21 protein-coding genes are annotated in these 24,397 nt (G+C 57.4%); 12 read left to right on the top strand and 9 right to left on the bottom strand.

What is annotated here, in order from left to right; all coding sequences use genetic code 11:
* Window positions 1-522: 522 nt before the first annotated feature.
* The gene (locus FRF71_RS05460) at window positions 523-876 is read left to right on the top strand and encodes a PilZ domain-containing protein (protein ID WP_147089603.1); all 354 of its coding nucleotides are present in this window, start codon (window positions 523-525) and stop codon (window positions 874-876) included.
* A 410-nt stretch (window positions 877-1,286) separates the two neighbouring features.
* Here the strand turns inward: FRF71_RS05460 and FRF71_RS05455 are convergent, their stop codons facing one another.
* Both FRF71_RS05455 and FRF71_RS05450 read right to left on the bottom strand, forming a co-directional pair.
* The gene (locus tag FRF71_RS05455) at window positions 1,287-1,868 is read right to left on the bottom strand and encodes a group I truncated hemoglobin (RefSeq protein ID WP_147089602.1); all 582 of its coding nucleotides are present in this window, start codon (window positions 1,866-1,868) and stop codon (window positions 1,287-1,289) included.
* Between the two features lies 1 nt (window position 1,869).
* Complete coding sequence (locus tag FRF71_RS05450; RefSeq protein WP_238339452.1) at window positions 1,870-2,718, bottom strand: DUF3034 family protein; 849 nt, start codon at window positions 2,716-2,718, stop codon at window positions 1,870-1,872.
* Between the two features lie 137 nt (window positions 2,719-2,855).
* On the opposite strand from FRF71_RS05450, the gene FRF71_RS05445 reads away from it, so the two are divergent.
* From FRF71_RS05445 to FRF71_RS05435, 3 genes are all read left to right on the top strand, one after another.
* A complete protein-coding gene (locus tag FRF71_RS05445) occupies window positions 2,856-3,476 on the top strand; it encodes a carboxypeptidase regulatory-like domain-containing protein (RefSeq protein WP_147089600.1) in 621 nt (206 codons plus the stop codon).
* Window positions 3,477-3,582: 106 nt separating this feature from the next.
* Window positions 3,583-5,817 carry a putative bifunctional diguanylate cyclase/phosphodiesterase gene (locus tag FRF71_RS05440; protein ID WP_161597892.1) on the top strand — a complete coding sequence of 745 codons (2,235 nt, stop codon included), beginning with the start codon at window positions 3,583-3,585 and terminating at the stop codon, window positions 5,815-5,817.
* A 188-nt stretch (window positions 5,818-6,005) separates the two neighbouring features.
* Window positions 6,006-6,638, top strand: coding sequence for a tyrosine-type recombinase/integrase (locus tag FRF71_RS05435; RefSeq protein ID WP_147089598.1), 633 nt, complete (start codon window positions 6,006-6,008; stop codon window positions 6,636-6,638).
* 244 nt (window positions 6,639-6,882) lie between these two features.
* On the opposite strand, the gene FRF71_RS05430 is transcribed toward FRF71_RS05435, so the two are convergent.
* Genes FRF71_RS05430 through FRF71_RS05420 form a run of 3 tightly spaced genes read right to left on the bottom strand, consistent with a single transcriptional unit; the run spans window position 6,883 to window position 8,741 of the window.
* Window positions 6,883-7,809 carry an alpha/beta hydrolase family protein gene (locus FRF71_RS05430; RefSeq protein WP_147089597.1) on the bottom strand — a complete coding sequence of 309 codons (927 nt, stop codon included), beginning with the start codon at window positions 7,807-7,809 and terminating at the stop codon, window positions 6,883-6,885.
* On the bottom strand, window positions 7,806-8,273 hold the full coding sequence (locus FRF71_RS05425; RefSeq protein WP_192900034.1) for a hypothetical protein: 468 nt from the start codon (window positions 8,271-8,273) through the stop codon (window positions 7,806-7,808). Before FRF71_RS05425 ends, FRF71_RS05430 begins: the two co-directional genes overlap by 4 nt.
* Window positions 8,274-8,291: 18 nt before the next feature.
* Complete coding sequence (locus FRF71_RS05420) at window positions 8,292-8,741, bottom strand: hypothetical protein (protein ID WP_147089596.1); 450 nt, start codon at window positions 8,739-8,741, stop codon at window positions 8,292-8,294.
* A gap of 53 nt (window positions 8,742-8,794) precedes the next feature.
* Here FRF71_RS05420 and FRF71_RS05415 point away from each other — a divergent pair, with 53 nt between their 5' ends.
* The 4 genes from FRF71_RS05415 to FRF71_RS05400 all read left to right on the top strand — a co-directional run bounded on the left by FRF71_RS05415 (window position 8,795) and on the right by FRF71_RS05400 (window position 14,311).
* Window positions 8,795-9,679 (top strand): helix-turn-helix transcriptional regulator, encoded by an 885-nt coding sequence (locus FRF71_RS05415; RefSeq protein WP_147089595.1) that lies wholly within the window; start codon window positions 8,795-8,797, stop codon window positions 9,677-9,679.
* Window positions 9,680-9,836: 157 nt separating this feature from the next.
* Window positions 9,837-11,624, top strand: coding sequence for a serine hydrolase (locus FRF71_RS05410; protein WP_161597890.1), 1,788 nt, complete (start codon window positions 9,837-9,839; stop codon window positions 11,622-11,624).
* A gap of 750 nt (window positions 11,625-12,374) precedes the next feature.
* On the top strand, window positions 12,375-13,466 hold the full coding sequence (locus FRF71_RS05405) for a DUF5694 domain-containing protein (protein WP_147089593.1): 1,092 nt from the start codon (window positions 12,375-12,377) through the stop codon (window positions 13,464-13,466).
* A gap of 119 nt (window positions 13,467-13,585) precedes the next feature.
* Complete coding sequence (locus tag FRF71_RS05400) at window positions 13,586-14,311, top strand: hypothetical protein (RefSeq protein WP_147089592.1); 726 nt, start codon at window positions 13,586-13,588, stop codon at window positions 14,309-14,311.
* A 266-nt stretch (window positions 14,312-14,577) separates the two neighbouring features.
* On the opposite strand, the gene FRF71_RS05395 is transcribed toward FRF71_RS05400, so the two are convergent.
* Both FRF71_RS05395 and FRF71_RS05390 read right to left on the bottom strand, forming a co-directional pair.
* A complete protein-coding gene (locus FRF71_RS05395; RefSeq protein ID WP_147089591.1) occupies window positions 14,578-16,233 on the bottom strand; it encodes a recombinase family protein in 1,656 nt (551 codons plus the stop codon).
* The gene (locus FRF71_RS05390) at window positions 16,230-16,667 is read right to left on the bottom strand and encodes a DUF2924 domain-containing protein (protein ID WP_238339450.1); all 438 of its coding nucleotides are present in this window, start codon (window positions 16,665-16,667) and stop codon (window positions 16,230-16,232) included. The genes FRF71_RS05395 and FRF71_RS05390 overlap by 4 nt, the downstream gene beginning before the upstream one ends.
* A gap of 453 nt (window positions 16,668-17,120) precedes the next feature.
* On the opposite strand from FRF71_RS05390, the gene FRF71_RS05385 reads away from it, so the two are divergent.
* The 3 genes from FRF71_RS05385 to FRF71_RS15600 all read left to right on the top strand — a co-directional run bounded on the left by FRF71_RS05385 (window position 17,121) and on the right by FRF71_RS15600 (window position 19,135).
* Window positions 17,121-17,312, top strand: coding sequence for a Thivi_2564 family membrane protein (locus tag FRF71_RS05385; protein WP_147089590.1), 192 nt, complete (start codon window positions 17,121-17,123; stop codon window positions 17,310-17,312).
* A 107-nt stretch (window positions 17,313-17,419) separates the two neighbouring features.
* Complete coding sequence (locus FRF71_RS05380; RefSeq protein WP_147089589.1) at window positions 17,420-17,602, top strand: CsbD family protein; 183 nt, start codon at window positions 17,420-17,422, stop codon at window positions 17,600-17,602.
* 207 nt (window positions 17,603-17,809) lie between these two features.
* On the top strand, window positions 17,810-19,135 hold the full coding sequence (locus tag FRF71_RS15600) for a glycine zipper 2TM domain-containing protein (RefSeq protein ID WP_238339448.1): 1,326 nt from the start codon (window positions 17,810-17,812) through the stop codon (window positions 19,133-19,135).
* A 254-nt stretch (window positions 19,136-19,389) separates the two neighbouring features.
* Here the strand turns inward: FRF71_RS15600 and FRF71_RS05370 are convergent, their stop codons facing one another.
* Complete coding sequence (locus FRF71_RS05370) at window positions 19,390-20,580, bottom strand: glycosyltransferase family 87 protein (RefSeq protein WP_147089588.1); 1,191 nt, start codon at window positions 20,578-20,580, stop codon at window positions 19,390-19,392.
* Window positions 20,581-20,934: 354 nt separating this feature from the next.
* On the opposite strand from FRF71_RS05370, the gene FRF71_RS05365 reads away from it, so the two are divergent.
* Complete coding sequence (locus FRF71_RS05365) at window positions 20,935-21,525, top strand: methyltransferase family protein (RefSeq protein WP_161597889.1); 591 nt, start codon at window positions 20,935-20,937, stop codon at window positions 21,523-21,525.
* A 1,641-nt stretch (window positions 21,526-23,166) separates the two neighbouring features.
* Here FRF71_RS05365 and FRF71_RS05355 read toward each other — a convergent pair.
* A complete protein-coding gene (locus FRF71_RS05355) occupies window positions 23,167-24,216 on the bottom strand; it encodes a glycosyltransferase family 87 protein (RefSeq protein ID WP_161597888.1) in 1,050 nt (349 codons plus the stop codon).
* Window positions 24,217-24,397 lie beyond the last annotated feature (181 nt).

Here is a 24,397-nt window from a genome sequence, read left to right as displayed (position 1 = left end):
TGGGGCTCACCGAAGCTATCACTGCCGTACGGGAAAGTAAGGGTTTTTGAATTGATCGGAGAATGCCCGAAGGTCGCTGAAGCGACTCGAGCCAGATCAACCCGTTAATCGTTTCATTCCAAACAAAAAGCGGAGCCTTGCTCCGCCTGGTGAGACGCGAAGCGAGGCAAGAGTGTCCCGCTTCGAAACATCGCCCACCGAAGGAACAGCCGCGACTCGAACCCGCGAACAGTTGCAGGCAAACCATCAGCCGCATTGAATCTCGCCTTTGCGAAGGCTTTCAAGTTGAAGACTAATGGACTGAAACGGATCATTCGATGGCATGTCGCTTGCGGAACGCACCGCAGCTCAGTCGGACTAGTCCAGTACGGCAGGTTGCGGGGCGCCACTTTCAGATAACTGCCGCTAGGTACCAGAAAGGGCCGCCCATATCTGGGGGCGATCCGCCTTTTGAAAAAGAACCTACTTAACAGTAAGTTTACCTCGGTGTGTCAATTCTCATCTGCCAATAGTGAGAATGTTATGGACGAACGAAACTACGACCGCTTCGTTGTCGATAAAGAGATCGAATGCTTTTTTGGCGAGAGGCGGGACTTTGTTCTGCTTTACGATCTTTCTGTTTGGGGCTGCATGATCGAGGCCCCTATGTCCGGGATCAAAGGCGGAGCCTCCATTCATCTCAAGCTGAATGACTTTATCGAAGTATATGGCCGTGTTGTTTGGGAGAAGGACGGCTGTGCCGGCGTAAGCTTTGGCCATGCCCTTCACGAAGCAGCGGTCAAGTTCCTTGGCTTCTCACCGACCACGACAGCCTTTGAACAAATGGAACCACGCGATCGGTTTGGGCGTCCGCTTCCGGCGCTGCCGCGGTATTGACGGACCCATGATATGCATCCGTGACAAGAGCCCGGGCAAGGATCAGAACTGAACCGGTGTCCAATCCCGTTGAGTCTCATTGTCCGATTAGGGCGATGATGATGAAGACACATTGCTCGCTGCCAATGACGCGAGAAACATGCGCGGAGCCAAACGCGCCAAATCAAGCTGGTTCCCCATTAGCTTGCCGCCACTAGCCTCATTCATGAACAAGCGCCAGCTATCAACGGGTGCTGATGTCCGTCTAATCGTCCGAAATGTTCGCGACTACAGACGATTAACGGGAAGCCTGCCCCAACGGCACCTCAGCTGGACGATCCGAAACGTCTCCTTAGAAACGCAAGGTGCGCCAAGCCGTCGTTCCAGCCAAGCATAACGGTTGCTAGAGTCCTGTCTGAATCGCGAAAATGTCAGCGGACCACGACTTCCCGTTCCATCGGGGCCAGCTTGGCGAGGAGCCGATTTTGTGCTGAGAATGGAACTTTGGCCTCGTGCATCGACTGTTGGAGATTTTCGACTAGCGCATTCATGTCGGCGCGTTGCAGGCCCAGGTCCTTGTGCGCGGCCTGCATGGTGCGGCCGGTATAGTCGCAGCCCGCGCCCATGATGTAGCAGAACTGCTCGAACAAGGTTCGTTTCAGTCGGACCGTGTCTTTTGCCTTGAATACGTCACTGATGCGCGGGTCTGCCTCGCTCAGCTCGACCAATCGATTGGCGATCCGTTGTATGCCAGTCCGACCGCCGAATGCCGCCAGCAGCTTGGCGTCAGAGAAAGGCGTTGCTTGAGCATTGGCATTGGACTGTTCGTATGGAGCGATGGGAACCTCGCCTGTCACCGGATCTCGGTCAACGCGTTCCACTCCAAATTCCTTGTCCCAATCGACAGAGCCAGCTGGCTGCTCAGATGAAACCTGCTCAGACGGAGCTAGCGGCGTAGTTTGGGGATCGGACGAACCAGCCAGTAAGGCAGCCAGGTAAGCAAGCGTGAACATGTCAGAAAGCCGCCTGAAGCGAGAGAAGGGCACCGCGTTGACTATTGACCGTGGCGATCGAACCAAGATCGACATAGGCAGCGGTAATGGTGAAATTACGGTTCAATGCATAGGCGGCGAACAAGTCCGCAGCATCATCTTCGCGGGCAATTGCCAGCCGGTCCGGTTTGGTGCGGTATTCCCCGCCAACGATCAGCCGGCGGCTCAGCTGCCAGGCGATCGAACCTTCGAACTGAGCCGACTTCCCAGTTCGGCCCACCGTCCCGAAGCCTAGCAGGCCAAGCTGGTTTGCGCTGGTCAAACGAAGCGTCGCATTGGCCAGAATGCTTTTGTCGAGAAACAACTTTGTCGCGCTCAACGTATAATCGGTCCCCGTGACTGAAGCTGCTCCAACTGCCATGACCACAGCGCCGTCGCGACTTCGTTTGTGCTGCACACCGATGCTGACTTGCGGCAGGGCTGCCGGCCCATAAACCAGATCGCCGAACAGTCGCACCTTTGCTCCATAGATGTCCTGGTTAAAAGTGAAGTCCCGCCCCAATCCAAGCGCGGCACCAACCTGACCGGTGTTCAAGTTCTGACGGGCATAGCTCAACTCGAACCGGTCCTTGATCCCGATGGCAATGCCCCGGGTGTCCAGCCGGTAATCCGGCAGCACTACCACTGTCGCATGCGCCGAGAGACCAATGGCACGATCGGTCTCGTTGCCGGCAATGACCGCCCAGCTAGCGAGACCGCCTCCGCTGCTGCCTTCTACAGTGGTGACGCCGTTAGTCAGCAACAGCTTGCCGCCATCCAGGAGACTGGACGCTTGAGCGCCGGACGCCGTCAGCGAAACAGCCGTGAGCAAGCTGGCGAAGAGACATGTGTGGGCAGATTTCTTGTTAGCGCGACCGTGCATCAGCCCGATATGCCTAACTGTGGTTTAAAACGCGTTATCGAGCGGTTAGTCATTCTTTTAAGGGTTTTGCTCTAGCCCGGCTCGGCATGGGAAGCGCATCGCGTCATTCGCGCCATTTGAAGGCGGTTTTGGCGCTTTGCTCACTCGCCGCCGTTTCTGCGTCTCCGCCAGCCGAACTGGCAGTGCGGGTGATCGATCAGAATGGCGCTCCGGTCTACCAGGCCGTCGTTGAGGTTGCGCGGCCGCAGGGCAGCACCCTACCTGCCGCTTTTCCGTGGCGGAGTGCCATGGCGCAGCGCGATCTAGCCTTCGTACCGGGCACCCTGATCGTTCCGGTTGGCGCAAATGTCGCCTTCCCCAACCTGGATACGGTTCGGCACTCGGTCTACAGCTTTTCGCGCACTGGGCGCTTCCAGATCGATCTTTATGGCCGCGAGCAGAACCGCATACAGCGGTTCGCCGTGGCCGGGACAGCAGTGCTAGGCTGCAACATCCACGATCAGATGCGCGGCTATATCCGGGTTACCAACACGCCGTTTGCCAACGTGACCGACGCGGGCGGCCGAACCGCCATTCGATCGCTTGGACCTGGCAGCTACAGCATCACTGTCTGGCATCCGCGGCTGCGCGGTACTGATAACGTCTTGGTCCAGACCGTGACTGCCAAAGCCGGGCAGGCTGTGGTCATCTCCGTACCAGTTCGCTAATATGAAACGCGCGGCACGCCTTCGTTTGGTTCGCTGTAAGCTCCCGAAGCTGAAATCCTTCCGTGAGAGGATAACGCTTACCTTTCTTGGCGTTCTGGCAGTTCTGATGTCGCTCTCGCTGCTCGTATCCAGTCAGGGCATCAACCATTTTGCCCAGCTTGCCGCGCAGCGCGACATGGCCGCCAATTCGCGCGTGTTCGACAATATAATCGAGAACCGGGCGGCGGTCATGCAGGCTTCGGCCAATGTCGTTGCTCGCGACTTTGGGTTCCGTTCGGCGTATGCGGTCGGCGACCGGGCCACACTCGCTTCCGCTTTGGATTCGCTCGCTGCCCGCACCGGCAGCCGGGTCGCAATGGTGATCGGGCTTGATGGCAGCATCGTCACCTCCAGCAATGCGCCAGCTATCGATGGCTCCGCAGTATTCGCTACACTCGAAGATCAGCAATCTCGCGGCGTGATCGACCTTGGCGGTCAGCTTGGCCTGGCTGTCGCCGCGCCGATCGAAATGCCCGATCTGGCTGGCTGGCTACTGGTTGCGCAGCCGATGTCCCGAGCTGACATGACCAAGCTGAGCAAGTTGTCCGCCGTTGCAATCGAAGCCAGTGTCACCACTGCTAATCGCTTGCCTGCTGCGCTGTCAGGTATCCCGAGCGGCACAATTGTCGAAGTGGACTTGGCTGGCGAGACAGTGCTTGCGCGCATTTCGCCGCTGCCCAGCATGCAAACGGCCGTAGCACCCCGCCTCATACTGACTCATTCGTTGGCTGATGCAATGGCCGGCTATGCGTGGCTCAAATTGCTCCTGCTGTTTATTGCCTTGGTGGGCTTGGCGGTTGCAGGATGGCTGGCCGTTAAGCTCTCTGCACGGGTAACCCGTCCGCTAAGCGCTTTGACCGATGCCGTGCGCCGTTTCGGCAGTGGAGAGGTGATCCGCGTCGCTGTCGCTGGCGACGATGAAATTGCCGCACTTGCGTCCAACTTCAATTCGATGGTCGATGCGATTGATGAGCGTGAGCGGCAAATCACACATGTTGCTTTGCATGACAGCCTGACCGGCCTGCCAAACCGGCGGTTCTTTATCGAAAAGCTCGACCGGGCGATCGACACGCAATCTGACGAGCGGCGCAATCTCATTGCCTTCATCGACCTCGACGATTTCAAGTTGATCAACGATACGCTCGGCCACCCCACCGGTGACGAACTGCTCCGCATAGTCAGTCAGCGGCTCCAGGCTGCAATGCCGGAAGCTGAGCTCGCGCGCTTTGGCGGTGATGAATTTGGCATTCTGTTGCAAGGGTTGAACGCCGAAGCAAACCTCGCGCGGATTGCGCAATTGCTCAGCAAGACCCTAACCGGCGAGATCCTGATTGGTGAACAGGCTGTGGCGCTCTCCGCTAGCTTTGGCATCGCGGTTGGGCCCGCCGATGGAGCCGACCGCGAAACGCTCCTAAAGAATGCCGACCTGGCGCTTTATCAGGCTAAAAACGATGGGAAAGGTGCGTATCACTTCTTCGAGGCAGCACTCGATGAAGAAGCTCGCCGCCGCCGAAAGCTCGAGGTGGACCTGCGTTCGGCAATTCGAGAGGGCCAGTTTGAGGTCTATTTCCAGCCGCTCTACAGTGTCGCGGAACAGCAGATTAAAGGTTTCGAGGCGCTGCTGCGGTGGAACCATCCCGTCCAAGGCATGGTCAGCCCAGCTGACTTCATTCCGCTTGCTGAAGATTCAGGTCTGATCGTGCCGATCGGGGAGTGGGTTCTGCGCGAAACCTGCCGCATTGCTGCGACCTGGCCGAATTCGATGATGGTTGCCGTAAACGTTTCGCCTAAGCAGTTTGCTTCGCCCGGACTAAAGCAAACCGTCATTCAGGCGTTGTCTGCCAGCGGCCTTCCAGCTGAGCGGCTTGAGTTAGAAATCACCGAAAGCATCTTCATTGGCAACGTCAAGCGCACCCTCGAAACACTGCATTCGTTGCGCGCGCTTGGAATCAGGATTGCCCTCGACGACTTTGGCACCGGATACTCATCACTAAGCTATCTGCGGTCGTTCCCATTCGATAAGCTCAAGATCGATCAGAGCTTCGTTCGCGGACTGGAAACCGAAGCTTCCGGCTTTGCGATCATTCGCGCAATCATTACGTTAGCGCATGCCTTGGGGATCGAAGCGTTGGCTGAGGGCGTCGAAGAACTGACCCAGCTGGATGTCCTGCAACGCGAAGGCTGCGATCTGGTGCAGGGCTATCTCGTCAATCGCCCGGTTCCTGCGGCAGCGGTACACGAGCTCATCCAGCGGTTCGGCGTCGAGATTCAAGGCCAGCGCTTTGCCGGTTCTGTCGCCTGAATGCTGGCGATTAATTCCAGGTGCTACTGCGGGCACTGATAGTGCCGATGGCCAGCATTTGGGACATAATCAGCGGTCCGCTTTTGAAGCGAGCTAGTCTGCACATAGATGGCCGCTTTGTCAGCGGAAGCGGATGAGCTGAGTGCGGCGTTCTCCGATCGGCCAATTCGGCCACCCGGAGAACTGCTATGGGACATTCTGATTTCGACCCCGCCATCCAAAGCCGGCGCCCTTGGAATATTGGCCAGACAGTAGGAGCAAAGCGACCGTTGCGGCCCCGCGATATCTGGGCAATCCGCTTCTATCTTGATGAGCACCAGAGGCTTCGTGACCGCGCATTGTTCGATCTGGCAATCGACAGCAAATTGCGGGGCTGTGATCTCGTCAAACTCAAAATCGGCGATCTGATATCGGCTGGAGAGTTTCGTAATCGCGCGACGATCATCCAGCAGAAGACCAGACGACCGGTGCAGTTCGAGATCATGACTGAAGCGCGGCGAAGTGTCGCGGTCTGGCTGGGGCATCGCGGTGGTTCTCTGCGAGATTTCGTGTTTCCGAGCCGCATTGATTACTTGGGTCACCTCAGCACCAGGCAGTACGCTCGCCTAGTCGACGAATGGGTTACAATCATCGGCCTGGATAAGCGGGAATTTGGAACCCACTCGCTGCGAAGGACCAAGGCTTCGCTGATCTACAAGGCGACCGGCAATCTGCGGGCGGTACAGATCCTGCTCGGTCACACCAACATTGAGAACACCGTGCGGTATCTCGGCGTCGACGTTGATGATGCACTGACTTTGTCAGAGCGGACGGACATCTGATTGTATACCGGCCGTTGGCACGCCAATGGCCGGTAACGCACGATTTTCCTCAAAAGAGGACTGACCGGACCCGACAACATTGCGGACATTCGCGCAGAGTCCTTGCTGACGAAGCGGACCGTTTAAGCGCAAAGTTGGAGCTCGAATCCCGACGTCCATTCATCGCCGCCCAGAAGGTGGCTGGCCGCCTTGTCCAAAGCCAGACTAAGAACTGATATTCCTCAATACGAACGGCAGTTCCCTGTCATCGCTTGAGCTGCTTCTGAAAGAACGCCGTCACTGATTGATTGAAGCTGGCATGGAACTGTGCCCGATCAAACCCGGGGCGATCCTGGCACAGGAATGCTGGCGTCTGCGCGGTGCAGGGTGCCAGGAATGAGAGGTGGACTGCGCCATCCACGTTGTGGAACTCGGGCGCCTGCGGCAGCAGGTTTCTGACAATCGCCGTATTTGAAGCATAAGGCACGGTCTCGTCGGCGGAGCCCGCCCAGAGCTGGACCGGCACGCGCACGTGCTTGAGGCCGTTCGGCGGGAATGCAAAGCCAATGCCCGGTGCGGTAACTACCGCTGCGGCAATGCGCTTGTCATGGGTCCACTGGGGGGCTTGTTTTGGAACATTGGGGCGCATGATCTGGCAGACAAATTCGGGGGCACTGGCGCAGTGGGGCGTAACGCGCCCAAGATCCGGCGCACCGCCGACCGATATGAGGGCAGTCGTTCCGCCAGCCGAGAAGCCGAAAATCCCGATCCGACGCGGCGCAATACGCGCATGCCCCTCCCAATCGGTCAGCATGTAGTCGATCACCCTGGCCACATGCCGTGAGCGATCAGCAAACCAGTTCGACTTCCCCACACTGGCATCGTCTTGGAAATTGTCGCCAGGGTGCATTGGCGCGACGACAACAAAGCCCGCCTCAGCCAAGGCCTGTGCGGTATCGATATGCGCGGTGGGGCCAGCGCCAGTTCCGTGCGAAATTACGATCAGGCCCAAGCGCGATCCCGCCTTCGGGGCCCAGATCACGATGGGTATGGGGCGATTACCAGGATCTTCTGCTGCGCTCTGCTGGAGCGAATAGGAGACGCCTGCTGCCGGCACACCCTGGGATACGGCTTGAACCGGCGCAAAGGCGGCGAGGCAACCCAAAGCGAATGCACTTGTCAATTTTCTCATCGACCTGCTCCCCCGACATGGCCAGGAATGATCTGAAGTTCGGTCATTTTCGTGGCTGGGATACTGGTTCCCGTAAGCCGGTTCTCGGCATGAAGGCGCCAGGCGACATAGGCAGCAGCGCTACCATCAAAGGCGAGGCAAAAGGCTGGCCACCAGGCAGGCACGCCGGTATTCGCGATCAGGTGCCCGTGCACTGCATCAAACAGCCCGTGACCTGCCAGACCCGCAACGAGCAGCCACGGCCAACGCGTGAAACCAAGCCAAGCTGCCGACACGAACAGGCCGATCATGACCAGCTCTTGCAAGAGCACGGAATTGCGACCTGATATGACGGCGAATAGGGCATAGTACGAAGCGATAACAATCAACATCAACGGGTAGAGTGCGCGATCACGATCCATCCCTGTGCTCTTGGTGAAGGCCAGCGTCGCAGCGGCAAGCAAAACTCCGATCAGATAAGCCATGCCAAGTCTCCTCGTTGGTCAGGCAGTGACAGTCAGCGTACGGAGGTAACCTGCCGCAAGGACAGCCGAACCTCCGATCTCAACCGTGGCGAGCAGAACCATGAAGCCCTTGACCATCGCCGGGTGAACGGCGTGTCGCCCTAGCCGGTGAGGCTGCGCCAACTGATTGTCGGTGTCAGCCAGTAACGCGTGCACGGCATAGCTTGCCAGGGCGAGCGCAAAGAACAGGATCGGCCCGCCAACCGCCCATAGATTCACTGCCGCGGGCCAAGCGCTCAAACTGGCCAGTTCGGCCAAGACCAGGCACGCGAAGGCATACATCAACGCCGCGCGGTGGCAGATGTCGACGTAGACCGGGGCTGTGGCCGTCGGGCTGGCGGCAATGCATCGGTATTTCCACCAACCTGTGATCAGGCCGGCCAGAAAAAATGCGCTACAACTAACGCGCGCAAGATCTGCCGCGGTCACGAGATCTGCTCCGTCTTGTTGCCGTTCGAAAGCCTGAATGCGCGTGACAATGCTTGAGCCTCCATGAAGCGCTGAAGATTGGATGCATGTCCGCCCTTTTGCCGAAAGCTACCGCAAGCGGCTTGAATGGTTCGGCTGGCGTGTGTGCGATTGGCAAAATGGTGTATTGGGATTGCATGACCCTTTTGGCGCAAACCCGGATCGCCATGTGGCAAGGCGGAAGCCTCTGGGTAGTCGACGTGGTCAAGCCCGGGTCACGGACCGAGACCCATGCGCATCACGCCGTACAGATCAGCATTTCACTGGGTGGGTGGATGCGATTTGAGGCCGAAGACACCGCGCTTGACAGTCCGGCAGTCATTATTGCGCCGAACGCCCCACATGTGTTCGAGTCCAGCGGCGTCATTGCGCATCTGTTCATTGACCCCGATAGCCGGTCTGGGAGAACGGTAGCCCGTTCACTTTTGCAGCAGGCCAAGCTGGCGCCGGTGCCGTTCGATAAACTTCGGCCACTTTCTGATGCTGTGCTCAGTGCATTTCGCGCGGATGAGGGCGGCATTAACAAGCTCGAATTGCTTGGGCGCCAGTTGGTCGAGCAGCTCACCGGGGGTGTGGTCGGCGATGCTCCGGACCTGCGCGTGCGCAAATTGATGGCGGCAGCCGGCGAGAATCTCGATCGCGCGATCAGTTTGCGCGACTTCGAGGGTCTGAGCGGGCTTTCCGCTAGCCGCTTGCGCCATCTATTTGTGGAAGAGACTGGACTACCGTTCAGGACCTACTTGCTGTGGTTACGGCTTTCACGGGCGACAGCGTTGATGGCCGAGGGCCACCCCATGACGGTGGTTGCACACGAGGCCGGCTTTGCCGACTCCGCGCATTTCAGCCGCACTTTCAAACGCATGTTCGGGATCTCGCCGACATCTCTGCGGATTCTCTAGAAGTCCACGGCATGGCGGGGACAGGTGATTGGGAGCCGTTCAAAGAATAGCCCTTGCGTTCAAGTGACGATGATCGACCGGATCTAGGTGCAGAGCCTTCAAATGATCCGAGGAAATCATGGTGAGAATGCACCCCGCCCCAACCATTGGCCGAGTTTTGTCCGCGCTGCTGGCTCTCACGCTTTCTGCTGCGGGATGGGCCCAAGGACCAGTCGCAAATTGCCATCCGCTGCCCTCCGAACTGGGAGGCAAGTCGAATGTGCGCACGAAGGCACTTGAGACGAACCTGCGTCCGGCGATTGTCCAGGATAAGGCACAACGATTCACGCTGGCCGAACGCATGGCCGCCTATCAGGTGCCGGGTGTCAGCATCGCGGTAATCCACAATGGCAAGATCGATTGGGCGAGGGGCTGGGGCGTGCGAGACTTGGCAAGCTGCCGGCCAGTCACCGCTGATACCGCATTCCAGGCCGCATCTATCAGCAAGCTAGCGACAGCCATCATGGCACTCCGGGCCGTCGAACAGGGCAAGCTCTTGCTCGATGACGATATCAATCGCGTCCTGCGACAATGGCAGTTGCCGAACGACCCCAAGCTGGCTCCATCAGGAGTCACCTTGCGGCAGTTATTGAGCCACACCGGCGGACTTGGGGTCCACGGATTCGCCGGATACGGAAAAGATCAACGCCTGCCCTCGTTCAACCAAATCATGGATGGCGAACCGCCTGCCAATAATCCGGCAATTCGCAGTGTGCTGCCGGCCGGCTCGCAATGGCAGTATTCTGGCGGCGGCTACATGGTCGTGCAAGCGGCGCTTGAAAACTCGACCCGCATGGACTTTTCGCGGCTTGCCCAGCGCGAACTCTTGAAGCCGCTTGGGATGACGCGCAGCGCATATGCCCAGCCACCCTCGAGCGACATTCTGGCAAATGCTGCGCTGGGTCACGTCGACGGCAAGGTCCTCGGCGGAGGTTTTCACATTTATCCCGAGCTTGCCCCGGCCGGCCTGTGGACCACGGCGAGTGACCTTGCTCGATTGCTGCTGGATATCCAGGCTTCGGCGAGAGGCAAGCCGGGCCACCGTCTGTCACCCGCCATGACTAAAGCAATGTTCACCACCGGCGGGAAAGACTGGGGTCTGGGGCCAGCGATTGCCGGTACCGGAGAAAATCTTCGGTTCGGCCATGATGGCGCGAATGAAGGGTTCCAGTCTGCGATGATTGCCTATGCTGAGCGAGGCGAAGGGATCGTAGTCTTGACGAATGGTAACCAAGGCCGCCGTCTTGCCGACGAAATCGTTCGCGCAGCGGCGGCCCTGTATGGCTGGACCGAACTTGACGTGCCGTCTGATGTGGAGCTTCCGCGCTCTGCGGCAGAGCTGGCACAGGCATCCGGCCTGTTCGAAGGCGGCGGACTTTCGGTCTATCTCGATGCCCGGGAGGATGGCCTGTTTGCGCAGACTGGGGGGCCGCGCCCCGAACGCCTCGTCCCGCTAAGTCCGGTCCGCTTTCGAACCAACGTCAGCGGATTAGTGATAGAGTTCGCGCCAGATTATCAAAGTTTCCAGCTCGTGGCGGGTGGACCGCCGATGACCTTGCTGCGCACAAAGCCTCAGGCAGTCAAAGCGGATGTGCCAATCTACCTGCGAGGCTCCATGAACGGCTGGTCAATCGGCGCACCGTTGATCAAGGAAGGTCCCAGGCAATACGCGGTCCGGATCATGATGCAGCCTGGCGAGCACCAGTTAAAGCTTGCGTCAGAGGACTGGAAGCAAGTCGATTTCGGGGTCAGCGCAGGTGCGACGCTTGTCCCGGATCGTGGGAGCATCGCCCTGGTCCAGCATGGCGGCAATATCCGGCTATTGATCGGAGAGACTGCTGCTTACAGATTCACTTTGAAGTTGGGAGACGACGGCAAGACGACATTATCGGTTTCGTCGGATTGACCAGTTATCGCCGCGCCCCCCTTGCGTTGATCGTGCCGAGGTCGCGCTACGATTGCCTGATTTTAGCCATTTCGTTCAAGCCGGCAATCGTCGCCAAGCATAAACAGAAATCCTCGCAAACTCACAAAGGAGAAATGAAATGACCACTCAGCAAGAACATGATGCGCGCTGCAAGCCCACTTGCACCTGCGTTGATTGCAAGTGCGGTCCTAACTGCCGCTGCGGCAAGTAAGGGCGCACGGTGAGGTGCTGGCTCAGCTCATGACGCGATGCGGGCAGTCCGCGGGTCAATCCAGACGACCACGTGGTGCCTGCCAGCATGGCGGATGCAAGAATTCTTGGATATTGAGCGGCTATAGCCCCCCGACGTGGATGTAGCGATTGCATTCCCTTTCCGGCCGCTCCTGTACGCCATATTCTTGCGAATCTATAAGGCCAGCACCTCACTTCAACTTCCACGGAAGCTCTTATCGCGCGAGCAGCTCCATAACTTTTAAAAAACGGTCGTTGCGAACCTTCAACCAATGTCTGCTACTTGATTGACTGCCGCTAGAGGCTGCGATTCAAGATCGTCCAACTCTTCGCTTTTAGATCTGCGCGCACCTAAGTCTCTTTCCCCCAACAAAGCGGACGCCCGCGTTCATGCGAGACGATGCGCTTGAGATTGACCGATCGAGTGGAGCTGTTATGGTTACGTAATACAGTAAGGCGCCGCGCTTATCGGATGAGGCAATAATGCAGGGATTTCGAATGTTGCCTCTAGCCATTTCGCTGGCATGCCTGATCGCGGCTCCACCGGTTGGCGCGAAGGACCCTGCGGTCACTTTCGATCCGCGCACATACCACCAGGTTCATATCGGTGAACCAACGCAGATCATGGTATTGGGCACACCCCACCTCAGCGGTACGCCTGAGAACTGGGACCCGTCAGTGCTGGAGCCGCTGCTTGATCGGCTCGCCGGGTTCAAACCTGATGCCATTGCCATCGAGGCCCTAACTGGGCCCGGCATCGACACGATGTGGGCCTATCGGGCAACCCACCCTGACGTGGCAGCAACCTACGGCGGCCGGGCTATGGCGCTTGCCGGAATGTCACGCGTTACGCTGGCGATGGATATGCCGCAGGCCGAAGCCGAGGTGCGCCGCACTTTGGCCGCTTGGCCGAAGGCACCCACGCCCGAACAGCGGCGGCGGCTGGCAGCGCTGTTTGTTGCCGCCGGCGATCCGAATTCCGCGTTGGTGCAATGGTGGCGACTGGAACCGGCAGAACGTAAAGCAGATGCCAGCATATCGAAGCTTCTGGCCCGCGAGCTTGATGCCTTTGCCGCCCGCCCCAATGAAAATCACCTGATTGCAGCGCGTTTGGCCGTGCGCCTGGGGCTGGAACGAGTACAGCCCACCGACGATCAGAGCGACGATTGGGATCCGGCAATGGACCAGCCAATAAAAGACTTCATGGCGGAGCCCTGGCTTGCCGAATTGCTCGCCGATCCAAAATTCAAGGCCTTGGCCGAAGCCTCCCGCAATCTTGGCACATCCGACCAGACCCTGGCGACATACCGCATGCTCAACAGCGCGGCCGCTGGCCGTTTGGACGCCGATGGGCAATGGCTCAACATGCTGAACCGCCCAAGCCCCAATCAGGTTGGCCGCCGCCGCGTGGCACTGTGGGAGACGCGCAATCTCCGCATGGTCGCCAATATCCGGGAAGTTGCCGCTCGGTTCCCCGGCAGGCGCGTGCTTGTGATTGTAGGCTCGGCGCACAAGCCTTGGTTTGACGCCTATCTTGGCATGATGGTCGACGTCCAAGTGGTGGACACGGCTGGCGTGCTGGCGCGATAGCGTCGATCTGGAAGGCCGCCATTCGACTTTCCCCAATATTGCTGGCAAATCAGCCAGCCGAGGCCGATTACATTGCAGAGGCCAGAAACCTGCGGCAAGTTGCCTCGGGGAACTGAAGAATGGCGAATCCATGGCTGCGTGATCGAGCCACGCTCTTCTACACTGGGTTTGGACTAGCCGGCATTGTCGTAGTCGGCTTTGGCTTCGGTGTGACTTATGCCGCTCCAATGGTTCGCGGAACCTTCTCGGCGCCCTGGTATATCCATCTCCACGGCGCGTCTGCGTTCGCTTGGGTACTTTCATTCATTGCGCAGGCGCTTCTTGTCAGAAAGCAACGGACATCGATCCATCGGCAAATTGGGCAAGCAGCGCTGCCGCTTTCCTTGGTCGTATGGACTAGCGGCATAGCCACGGCAGTCTGGGCTGCCAAAAGAGATATAGTCGAGATTGGCACTGCCGCGACCTCGGCTTTGTCAGGGACTGCGACGGGCCTTGGCCTCTTTGTTCTGCTCGTTGCCGCAGCGATCGCCGCCCGACGGCAGGCTGACTGGCACAAACGTCTCGTGATGCTGGCAACTATTCAGTTGCTGTGGCCGGCTTTCTTTCGTCTGCGCCACTGGTTCCCAGCTGTGCCAAACCCCGATATCTGGTTCGCCCTCGTACTGGCTTACTCGCCCATCTTGGTCGCCGCTGGGCGTGACAAGTTGAGATATGGCGCAGTCCATCCAGTGTGGCTTATCGTCGCACCCGCACTGGTCTTTGAACAGGTACTTGAAGTCATGTTCTTTGATCGTGGTATTCAACGCGCGTTCGGTCAGTGGCTCTTCACGATCCTAGTCCGGTAAACTCCTCACTGTGTGTCCGCTTACCCCACAAAGCTGCCGAACAGCCCTGCGGTTGGCGGCCCTGAAACCTGTCGTCCCAAAATGGCGGAAACCTGCAAAACGAATGGCTTGTTTGGGGGATAAAGTTTGGCGCAAAGAACGTCTGCCATGTCAGACTTCAGACATGCTACGCCGAGATCCCTGAAAAGTAGACGAGGTGACAGTAAAGTGTGACGCCTTCTGGCGTCCGTACTTTGTCTTGCAGTTGCAAGAATGTCGGGATGCCTTCAGGTGAATGCGAGCAATCTCGTTTCCTGTTCCGCCCAAGAAGCCGATACCGCATCTTTTTGGACTAGCATCGTGCCGTTGATCTCAGCCCTGAGGGTCCCCTCAAGCGCCGCTTCAACTACGCTTGGGGAAAGAAAAGCCAAGCGAACGACCCTGATCATCCATGAGGGGCTCACCCCTTCCTCTGCTGCCAGCGACTGGACATTAAGTTCGCCGTCGGCGAGGCGTCCCCACCAGCGCCTCGCTTTGGCGAGAAGTGCAACGAGTGCAAGATCGGGAGCGCGCGCTGCCGCGACAATTCCTGTTCGATCGACCAGACGGACCACCCGACCAGTCCTTGTCAAATGAACTGGAACCATGACACTGAAACAAGCAGCTTTCTGGCTAGCGCCAGTGAGGTCGAGCAACCGCAGCAATTCGGGCAAACTGAGATCGATCCTGATGCGGCCTGACTCGATCTGGACACAATCCAGCACAGATCTAACTTCGCTGCGCCGGGTCCCCTTCAAGGTTACGCTTAGCTCAGCACATGTGCTCATCACCGATGCAATGTTGCTTGAGTCCAGCTGCGCGCCCAGCTTATCGAGCAAACCCACTGCATCGCCGAACAGACCGGCGACTAAATCGACCACGACGCCTTCGATCTCGCCAGCAGGAATGCGCATACCTTCGGGAGACGCATCGAAATGCTTCGTTCGGCTTACATAATAGCGGTAACGGACCGTGCCCTTGTTCGTATACGTGGCGACAAGCGGTTTGCCGGCTTCAAAGAGCTTACCGACTAGAAGCCCTTCCTGTGGGCGTCTCCCCTGACGTTGGCCGCGAACGTTCTCCGCAAGTTTCTTCTGAACCGCATCCCACTGCACAGGCGCGATGATACCAGGATGGCGGCCTTCGAAGGTACGGCCCTTGTGTGCGATCCGGCCCAGATAGACCGGGTTCTTGAGGATCGCGTAAAGCTGCCCGCGTGTGAACGGCCGCCCTCCGAATGGGCTTCCCTTGCCGCTATGGCGCACCGGAGCGCCTATCCGATCAGCCTGAAGCTGCTCAGCAAGATGTCTTACATTACCGATCGTAAGATATCGCGCGTAGACCTCTCGAACGATTGCCGCGTGTTCGTGGACTATTGCTAGGCTGCGGCCATCAGGACGGTAGCCCAGCGGGGGCGTCCCGCCCATCCACATGCCCTTGGCTTTTGAGGCGGCGATCTTGTCACGGATCCGCTCCGTGGTTACCTCGCGCTCGAATTGGGCGAAGGAAAGCAGCATATTGAGCGTCAGTCGCCCCATGCTGGTCGTCGTGTTAAACGCCTGTGTTACTGAAACGAAGCTTGTACCAGCTTTGTCGAAGGCTTCGACCAGCTTGGCAAAATCGAGCAGCGAGCGAGTCAGTCGATCAACCTTGTAGACGACGATGATGTCGATCTCGCGGGTGGCGATATCGGATAGCAGACGCTGGAGAGCTGGTCGTTCCAGGGTGCCGCCAGACAGACCGCCGTCGTCATAACGTTCGGGCAAGAGCAACCAGCCTTCACTCGCCTGACTGGCAATGTAAGCCGAGCAGGCTTCACGCTGGGCGTGGAGCGAATTGAAGTCTTGGTCGAGGCCTTCTTCGCTCGACTTTCGCGTGTAAATTATGCAGCGGATTTCCTTCACGCGGCGCGCCGCTTCTGCTTCAGGCCGAAGAAGGCAGGCCCCGACCAGCGCGTGCCGGTAATCGCACGCGCTACTTCGCTGAGCGAGGACCACTCGCGATCGTTCCAGCGAATTCCATGGTCCTTATCGACTGTGACGATGTGCAGCGTGCCCCTCCACTCGCGCTCCAACCGCACGCCAAGCTGGGTACCATGAGCGAGGGTCTTGGCCCGCGCGAGCTGTTCGAGCCGCTGGCACGTTGCGACCGAGAGACCGTCATGAGCCTTGGCTTGGATTTCCCAAGCAACTGCCAAGCGCAGCACGCTGGGACTGACTTTGGGCACTATGCGCCGGGTCAGTTGAACCCATTCCTCGCGTAGCGCCGCGGCGGGCAGATCAGCGATCGCCGCCAGGTGTTTTGCGAGTTGATCAGACGGGTTGGTGTCAGGTGTCAATAGCAAGGGCGGTCTCCTATTGAGGCACGGTTTATGTGCCCCCACCACCCAAAGCCTCGCTTATCGCGAGGCGGAGCCTTTAGCCGAATCTTGGCCTTGGAGCCGGCATTGCTCCGAAACCACTGAAACGCCAAGCGTTTAATCTGCTAACATTGAGCTGCGTACCGAAGTTGTCGACAACCGGATCTCGGCTTACACTGCCGATGTCCACATTTGTGAACTTGTGCCTAAAGAGTGAACTGCCCGGTTGCGACGACATTGCGGACAATAGCGCTAAGTCCACCTTCACAGCGCTCCGATCGGGAGCTCGCTTTGCAATGCATGGCTGTACACTGCGCCGGAAGACCCAGCGAAGTTTGAACTGATCCGCTGATGGAACAATCTGCCGGATCGTCGGTTCTTTCCGTGAAGTGGGCATCCGCTCTGACTTCTCGAAGCTAGCGGGGACCAAACATGCCTCTTATCAACGTCATAATCGTGCTGATCGTCGTCGGCGTGGTCCTGTGGCTCATCAACAACTACCTGCCAATGGACGGCAAGATCAAGAACATCCTCAATTGGGTGGTCGTGATAGCCGTGATCCTGTGGCTGCTCCGAGCCTTCGGCGTGCTGGGTTCGCTAGGTGGCATAAACGTCGGCGGCTGATGCGGCGGGCTTACCGCTTTCCACATACCAGATCGAAATGACGTCGGCCGAACTGGCTGGCGCCGGTACTCCGTGCGGATTTCTGCGCGGACCTCAGGAGAACTGACATGGGTGAATTTATCGACAAGGCCAAAGGGTCCGCTAACGATGCGATCGGAAAGGCCAAGATCGCGGTCGGCGAAAAGACTGACAAGCCAGCCATGATTGCAAAGGGTGCAGCACAGCGCGCCAAGGGCCAGGCCCAGAAAATCGCCGGGGCCGCCAAGGGGGCGTTTGGCGACAAGCTCTGAAGCAGGCCCGCGGAGCTACTGCAAAGTCATAGCCCAATCATCAGCACCCCCTTTTATATGAAGGGGGTGCTGATTCTATTGAAAAGTTCTAAGGTAATAGTCTGATTTACTTTATTTTCATGGAACAATTAAGCCGGAGCAGTGTTTGGGTTTCGTGTGGTGAGCAACCGTTCATCCAGGAGACACAACATGCGAAGGCATATTCTGATGGCAGGCATTGCCGCCATTTCATTGGTTCCGGCTGTGGCGAGCGCCCAGTCACGCGACCAGCAACAGACCGAATCCAGCTGTGACCGTCAGCGCAACACCCGGGTAGCCGCTACTGTAGCCGGCGCAGGCGTGGGCGGCGTGCTGGGCAACGTGGTAGCCGGTAACGGCAACCGCGTAATTGGCACTGTCATCGGCGCGGCCGGTGGAGCCTTGCTTGGCAATCAGCTGTCCAAGCCGTCAAACGATTGTCATCACGCCTATGGCTATTACGACGACAACGGGCGCTGGCATGCCACCAATGCCAGTTCGGCCGATGCCCAGGGTTATTATGACCGCGAAGGCAGCTGGATCGACGGGGCGCCTAACGGGCACTACGATTCCAACAACCGCTGGGTCGCCAATACCGGCCCGACCCGGGTCGACGTGCGCTATAGCGACCAGGCTGGCTGGATCCCGGCTTCGGCCAACGGCTATTATGACCGCAACGATCGCTGGGTCGCCGGATCGCAAGACGGCCGCTACGATGGCAACGGCCACTGGATCGCCAGTTCAGACGGCCAAAATGCGCGTCGCGGCGATGCCTATGGCTACTACGATACCCGCGGCTTGTGGCATGCCACCTCGGTCGAGCAAGGCCGCGCGACCGGATACTATGATCGCGATAACACCTGGGTCGCAGGTAAGCCAAACGGCCACTATGACGCCCGCAACAATTGGGTGCCGCATCGCGATGATGGCACTGCCAGCGGCAGCTTTGACGGCCAGAACCGCTGGATCCCGGCCTCTTCAAGCGGATACTATGACAGCGACGACCGCTGGATCGCAGGCACCGCCAGCGGATATTACGACCAGCGGGGCCGCTGGGTCGCCGGCTTGGCCATCGGTCATTATGACCAGCGCGGACGCTGGGTCGAGGGCGCGGCTAGCGGCCACCGAGATGCCAGCGGGGTTTGGATCCAAGATCCCCATCCAGGCTACTATAGCAACGGACGCTGGGTGCCGGGCGCAACCTATGGCTACTACGACAGCCGCGGCCGCTGGATCGCAACCTCAGGCTATGGCTCGGGTGACGGCCAGAATGGGCCCAGTCGGGGCATCCAGAGCCAGGTCAACTGGCTTGAGCAATACATCCGCTCTGCCAATGCCCAGCGCCAGCTGACCCGAGGCGAACTGACGAGCGTCCGGCGCGAGCTTAACTCGATCCGTTATCGCGAACGAAACATGCCACATGACCGCGCGGGCAACTTGTCGGCGCGCAATCAAGCTCAGCTTCAAGATCGGATCGACCGGCTGAACCGGCGGCTCCGGATAAGCGGGCAGTAGTACTCAAGACTGGGTGCCTGTTCTGACCCTCCCCCCCCCGCGTCTCAGTTACTCAACCGGTCCGCCGTTCCGAACAATCGGAATGGCGGACCCACTATATGTTACGACAGAGTGGGCGGCGAATTGCCGCGCAAGGAGCTGGGCGAATTGTTGGGGTGAGCCTGGGTGCTGAAAGACAGCGCTTCGCCAACCAAGGGTACGTCGCACCTAGACGGATAGCTCCCCCAGCCTCTCCGGCAAGTCCGCTTAAGTCTTCACGATAAGACTCGCCGGTGGATAGATGTATCATGCAATATCTTCCGCCCATCTTTTAGCCTATACTGACGAAATAGCGCGTAGAGGAGTGCTGAATTAGCTAGAAATGAGGGGTTAAAACTGAATGCGACTGCAATCGAACGGTCAAAGAGAGGCATCCAGAACGCGATGACCATTATTGGCTTGACCCAAGACACAAAACCTTTGCCCATTCCATCTTGGGCGAGCCAAGCTAGTGGGATCAATAGGACGATCAAATCGTATGAATAAACGAATGGCGTAGCGAGGACGGCGCCGGTCGCCAGCACAGCCATAGCAAACTGTGCATCAGTCTTAAGCCATGCATATGCGACGGAACAAGCTGCGGCTGCTGCCCAAATTCCTTGGATGGAATAGGCCAACCATAGCGGGCCTCCGGACGCACGTATTGCACCAAATGCACTTACAAGCTTCGGTAGCAAAAGAGCATTGTCTTCCAGCTGTGATATCGCCTCTCCGCCCTTCGAAAGGAATTCGATCCATGCTTGGGGGCCGAGAATCAACACTGACGCTGTGGCAAGGATCGCTGCACCGGATATCCCTCCAATGATAACCCACCACCGCCTTCCGCATAGAAAGGCGACAGGGAAAAGCAGGCCGAAGTGCGGTTTGATGATGAGGCATCCCAGAAGGAGCCCGGAAAAAAATGGCCTCGTATCGATAGTGAGGGTCGCCCCAATAAATAGAGCGGCCACCAATGCTCCGTTTTGGCCATGACCCGCGTTAATTATCAGCGCCGGCATTGCGAGGATAGGCCATACAGACGAGGGTGAAATTCTTTTCGCTAACAAGGTAAAAATTATGCCCCCAATGGCAATCCAGAAAAGTAGTGAAATAGTATAAGGTAAGCCTCCGAATGGGAGAACTACAACCAAGAAAGGGGGAGGATAGAGAAAAGAGTAGATACTACCTGATTGCGCAGCGTAAAACGTTTCGAGATCGTATGGGCTTTTCCCCTCAAGGGTCAGCTTCGCTGCAGTCCAAAAACTAACGAAGTCCGTACCCGTCGTCCCTGCTCGGATCGGCAGAAAGTCCAGTGAAACCAAGAGAAAAAAAATCAAGCCCGGAATATATAGAAGCACGATTGGCCGTGAATAATCTTCGATTCTTGCAGAATCGAGCCAATTACAATCTCTAATCCAGCCAAGCATGGGGAAAGATTGAAATTTTTCTGACCCAAAGGCAATAAGGAATATTCTCGCCAATTGCCACCTAACGTTTCGGAGGTTGAGATATCTGATCGATTGCGAACTACGCTAGGTTGATGCGGAGATCCGGCGCATGCCCGCGTTTGACATTACTGAAGCTCGCCTGCGTGATGCATGCTCATTTCCCGAACTGGTAGCTGAGGTTAATGCTAGCGCTTTGCGAGACGAGGCCTTTGGCTGAAGACACAGGAACGGGCCGGCCAACTGGTCAGCTAAGGCTTGACCATAAGATCGCCAATATGCCCAATCAGAGTTAACGCAGTTGCAGTTAGTGCGAAAATCAGTTCATATTTCATGATGTCCAAAGTCATTGACTATAGCGAGCGGTTTTTCCTGGCCCTCCTGATAACGCCCTTCTTTATGGCATTCGCGCAGATCGCCACTGTGCAGCCGTATGTTGTTTTGCTGGCCATTTCCGAGACACTCGCGGTTATTCTGATCCTCATCCGCCGTCCTGGTGAAATGCCGGCTTCCGCATATGCGACAGCAATCGCATTCATAGGCACTGGCGCCCCCCTCTTGGTTAGACCGGATGGGGTCGCTTACGCTCCTGCGATCCTGACATCTGCGATGATGCTGGCTGGTTTGGTAGTAAACATCTCCGCCAAGCTAGCGCTTAACCGCTCCTTTGGCTTAGTGGCAGCTAATCGAGGCATTAAGCTGGGGGGGCCTTACCGTTTTGTCAGGCACCCGATGTACCTGGGCTATATCATCACCCAAGCTGGCTTCCTTTTAGCCGAGTTCACAATGATGAACGCCGCGATATATGCAGTTGCGTGGTCCTGCCAGGTGCTCAGAATCAGGCAAGAAGAGGCCCTTCTCCGCAATGACCCAGCTTATCGGGAATTGATGGAACGAGTTCCGCGCAAGCTGATACCTGGTTTCTAACCACTTGCTGCTGCAAGGGGCATGCAGTGATTAAGATGGTTAGCAAGCGGCCAGTGAGGTTGCTGACTGCAAGGCACAGCCAAATTACTCAATAGCCCGTCGCATGGATACGCACTTACGTAAGCGGCAGACGCCCAGCTGTCCTTAATGGTATCACGACTCTGGTCGGCGTCGAAGGCGCAATTGAGTAATGGATCACGCAAGACAACCAAAGGTATTCTGTGTTTCTAAGCATGGGCAAGACTTCTACGGATAGCATAGTGTGACCATATGGGTACTCATGTAAAACATCCATCGGTTCGCCGGATCTTTGCCACCGACCCGCCACCTAACAAACAGACCACCTCGCTATTTCAAGGGTTTGGCTAGCTTCCGCGCGATCAAGTGTTCCCCAGCGTTTACGCCATCGACTTTGACGATGGCTAAGGATTGGCCGGATCTGTCTTCCCCGCTTCGAATAATTTCGACTTTGCCAGAGTCCAGAAATGCTTCGAGCGCCTCTTTTGACCGATATGCCAATTCGGGGTCGCACCAGGACCTTGAAGCTCGGTATCCTGCGCAGTCTGGAGAGCCTGGGAGTTCTGGGGCTTTAATGCCCGCCAGACGAACCCGCTCAAATCCACACCGGATCGTGTTGCCATCATGGACAGTCACAAGCATGCAGGACGTGCTTCGATCGGATAAGGTCTCCAACAAGCCGGGCAAATTGCGGCCATTTGTGACCAAAAGTCCGACCGCGAAAACCACGAAGGAGATGGCGCCAAGCAAGGGAAGGCCAAGTCGGCTGTTCTTGGGCATTACAGAATCGATCTCTTGGCGCTCATATTCTTCTCACTCACAAAAGCATGGCGGAAATACATGGGCTTGTTTGTCGCGCTGTCTCAATCAGACCATCGCCCCGATGGGTTCAGGTTTGGATACCCGAGGTTTATGATCCTTAAGGTCCGACTTGAATTGTTAATTAACGACGCAAGAGAAAGAAGGCCGTGATCTTTATCACGCAATTTGGTGACTGAGCAGTGCAACTGCGGGCAAATCAATAGCTGAAAACGATTGCAGAGCGGTTCGAGGTACCGAAGCCAAGTTATTTACTACCGACTTGCTATTTACGTTAGGCTCATTTGGATGCTGCCCGTCCGCCGTTTTGGTTCGTGATCGCGCTGGCCGCGGCGCCGGCGCCTTGGGCGAGGGACAGGTCAACCGTAACAAACACAGGACTGGCGTTCTGGCGTTCCATAAACTGCTTGCGCGCCATATCCTCGACATCAGGGTCTGAGAGCTACTTGCGGATTGCCACAGCTGTCGCCCCCAAAATGCCTACTAACGCTGGCTCTGAACCGGCCGCTGAGGCGGCCAGGCTCCGATCGCGGCGATCTGTCCCAGCCATGATGCTGCAACCAGGGCCACGCTCAAGGCCAACGCCGCAGTGCTGCGGCTTGCGTGACAACGGCGACAAACAACGGGCTGTGACCTTCGATACTGCGTGTGACGGCATCCATGAAACGGCCCGCGCGCCAGAAGATCGACACAGCAGCCCTGGAAATGCCACTTGCCACAAGAGCCTGTGCTTCGGCGTTGGCATGGGCCTGCTCGCAGTAGGCGATCGTAATGCGAGCAGGCCAAGTCTACTACTCGGTCAATTTATCCCGATGTTCTGCTTTCTTTGAGAACATTATATATGCAAACGGCCATACCGATACAAAACAACGACGTAGGATTGACTCCAACGGGCAGCGCAATGGCCCGACAGGCTAATGGCGCGAAATACATGGCTACCAGAATCGGCTTTGACCATTGGTGCTGGAACTGCTGTATCAGCCAGGCAACGGGGATGACTAGGAACGGAAGATCGTAACTAAATAAGTATGGTGTCGCCAATGGCGTTAACGCGAATAACAACGCGACCTTGCCATCTGTTGGCCCATCGCAGGCCCATACCTTCCAAATTACGAATATCGAGGTCAGGGTAACGAAGCTCTGGGCAATTACGGCAATCTCAGGCCAGCCCCAAGCTCGAAACATAGCGTAGATTGTTACCTGTCGCAGGAAAAACGCGTCGCTGCCGGTTTCGAGCAGATACTGACTTACCGCCCAAGACGAAGGGTAGGTCAACCAGGACGACTCTCCAAACAGGACCAACGAAGCCATTGCAGTTACGGCTATCGAAAGCACCGCTCCGCCGATAGCAGCCCAAGATCGCGAAGCTAGAAGAGCAAAAGGAATAAGAACTGCAAGATGCGGTTTGATAACTAGCAATCCTACACACAACCCGGCTCGGAACGGGCCACGACGGAACTGCCATGCGATAACTGCTTGAATCGCACTAGTTAGAAAACCTGTCTGTGCGTGCCAAAGTGCAACCAACGCTCCTGGGAAAGCAGCAATGGGCCAACCGAGCGTTGGAAAGAGCCGCCGGGTTGTAATTAGCCAGAGAGCATAGGTTGCAGCGGTCCACGACAACCAGGCGGCTGCATAGTTAAGAAAACCGAGCGGCCAGATCACAAGCAGAAATTGGGGCGGATGGACGAATGGGACTATGTCCGCGTAGGCGACACGAAGCTGGATTTCGCCAAGCGCATTAGGGTTATAGATTTTGGCGGCTTGACCTTCAAGCACCATCCGCGAAGCTGACCAGAAAGCTATGAAGTCCGATCCACCAGGCCTCATTGCATCGGCGAACATCCAAGGCATGCTGGCAAGCGAGCAAACCCCCAAAATTATGGCATAGGCTCGGACCCTTGCGTGTCCCAACCATTGAAGTCTGAAGAATTCTTTCCGCCCCATATTTAGAAAATGTGCATGCCATACGAGGAATGACAAGGACCAAGTTTAGACCATCTCAGGCAGTCAAGCGAAACACGTCAGCGAAAGT

This window comes from Novosphingobium ginsenosidimutans, assembly GCF_007954425.1.
Taxonomy (GTDB): domain Bacteria; phylum Pseudomonadota; class Alphaproteobacteria; order Sphingomonadales; family Sphingomonadaceae; genus Novosphingobium; species Novosphingobium ginsenosidimutans.
Note: the sequence above shows the minus strand (reverse complement) of the source record. Positions and strands in the feature narration are given on the sequence as shown.

Coding starts and splice junctions, on each gene's coding strand:
- FRF71_RS05445 (WP_147089600.1), top strand. CDS start 2,856: ATGGGAAGCGCATCGCGTCATTCGCGCCATTTGAAGGCGGTTTTGGCG.
- FRF71_RS05460 (WP_147089603.1), top strand. CDS start 523: ATGGACGAACGAAACTACGACCGCTTCGTTGTCGATAAAGAGATCGAA.
- FRF71_RS05455 (WP_147089602.1), bottom strand. CDS start 1,868: ATGTTCACGCTTGCTTACCTGGCTGCCTTACTGGCTGGTTCGTCCGAT.
- FRF71_RS05370 (WP_147089588.1), bottom strand. CDS start 20,580: ATGCTTGGCTGGATTAGAGATTGTAATTGGCTCGATTCTGCAAGAATC.
- FRF71_RS05400 (WP_147089592.1), top strand. CDS start 13,586: ATGGCGAATCCATGGCTGCGTGATCGAGCCACGCTCTTCTACACTGGG.
- FRF71_RS05355 (WP_161597888.1), bottom strand. CDS start 24,216: ATGCCTTGGATGTTCGCCGATGCAATGAGGCCTGGTGGATCGGACTTC.
- FRF71_RS05435 (WP_147089598.1), top strand. CDS start 6,006: ATGGGACATTCTGATTTCGACCCCGCCATCCAAAGCCGGCGCCCTTGG.
- FRF71_RS15600 (WP_238339448.1), top strand. CDS start 17,810: ATGGCAGGCATTGCCGCCATTTCATTGGTTCCGGCTGTGGCGAGCGCC.
- FRF71_RS05425 (WP_192900034.1), bottom strand. CDS start 8,273: ATGGCTTATCTGATCGGAGTTTTGCTTGCCGCTGCGACGCTGGCCTTC.
- FRF71_RS05380 (WP_147089589.1), top strand. CDS start 17,420: ATGGGTGAATTTATCGACAAGGCCAAAGGGTCCGCTAACGATGCGATC.
- FRF71_RS05405 (WP_147089593.1), top strand. CDS start 12,375: ATGTTGCCTCTAGCCATTTCGCTGGCATGCCTGATCGCGGCTCCACCG.
- FRF71_RS05365 (WP_161597889.1), top strand. CDS start 20,935: ATGTCCAAAGTCATTGACTATAGCGAGCGGTTTTTCCTGGCCCTCCTG.
- FRF71_RS05430 (WP_147089597.1), bottom strand. CDS start 7,809: ATGAGAAAATTGACAAGTGCATTCGCTTTGGGTTGCCTCGCCGCCTTT.
- FRF71_RS05440 (WP_161597892.1), top strand. CDS start 3,583: ATGTCGCTCTCGCTGCTCGTATCCAGTCAGGGCATCAACCATTTTGCC.
- FRF71_RS05385 (WP_147089590.1), top strand. CDS start 17,121: ATGCCTCTTATCAACGTCATAATCGTGCTGATCGTCGTCGGCGTGGTC.